This window comes from Paractinoplanes tereljensis (genome assembly GCF_016862435.1).
GTDB lineage: Bacteria > Actinomycetota > Actinomycetes > Mycobacteriales > Micromonosporaceae > Actinoplanes > Actinoplanes tereljensis.
This window is the reverse complement of the sequence record NZ_BOMY01000058.1, coordinates 1-1,007: the sequence shown is the minus strand read 5'-3', so window position 1 is coordinate 1,007 and position 1,007 is coordinate 1. Positions and strand designations below refer to the sequence as shown.

Annotated in this window: 1 protein-coding gene; it reads left to right on the top strand. The window is 71.6% G+C overall.

Features of this window, described 5'->3' with window-relative positions; genetic code table 11:
- Positions 1–683: 683 nt before the first annotated feature.
- Positions 684–1,004, top strand: a complete 321-nt coding sequence (locus tag Ate02nite_RS44545) for a hypothetical protein (protein ID WP_203814039.1) — start codon at positions 684–686, stop codon at positions 1,002–1,004.
- Positions 1,005–1,007 lie beyond the last annotated feature (3 nt).

Below are 1,007 nucleotides of genomic sequence, written 5' to 3'. Positions count from 1 at the left end.
CCCGGTCCGCGTCGCCCGGTCCGCGTCGCCCGGTCCGCGTCGCCCGGTCCGCGTCGCCCGGTCCGCGTCGCCCGGTCCGCGTCGCTTGTTTGGCCGGCCCTTGAGCGAGTCGCCACCCTGTGCGCGGTGTCTGCTCATCAGGGCTGCCTCGTACTCAGGCGCTCCTATTTGATACGAGTTGGGACCGGCGGTCCCTAACGCGGATACCGCTGAGCGAGACCCGCGGTCCGCGCGGCCCGGCGGTGCGGTCCCGCCGCCCTTCCGGGCCGGCCCATTCTCCGATCGCGCCGCATGCTCCCGCAGACAACCTCGTCGCAGAGCTGATTCGGCCGCGCCGGCGTAGCCGATCTTGTGAAGCTCCCGTTCGGAGCGGACCAGAACGCCACACCCTTGGCGCTCCGTCGCCGTCGCCGTCGCCGTCGCCGTGCGTCGGCGTAGCCGATCTTGTGGAGTTCCCGTTTGGAGCGGACCGCGGCCCCACACTCTTGGCGTTGCGCCGCCGGCGTCCGCTTTGGCCGCGCGTCGGCGTAGCCGATCTTGTGGAGCTTTCGCTCGGAGCGGACCGGAACGCCACACCCTTGGCGCTCCGTCGGTCGCCGTCGCCGTCGCCGTCGCCTTCGCCGTGCGTCGGCGTAGCCGATCTTGTGGAGTTCCCGTTCGGAGTGGACCGGAACGTCACATCCTTGGCGCTCCGCTGGCCGCCGGACGCGTCGCCGCGCGTCGGCGAGGCCGATCTTGTGGAACTCCCGTTTGGAGCGAACCGCTACCCCACACCCTTGGCGTTTCGCCGCCTGCGGCTGCGTTGGCTGCGCGCCGGCGTAGCCGATCTTGTGGAGCTTCCCGAGCCGCGCGAAGCGCGGGTTCGGAGCGGACCGGAACGCCACACCCTTGGCGCTCCGCTGGCCGCTGGCCTTTGGCCGCTGGCCTTTGGCCGCTGGCCGCTGCCTTCGCCGCGCGTCGGCGTAGCCGATCTTGTGGAATTTCCGCTCGGTGCGGACCGCTAACCC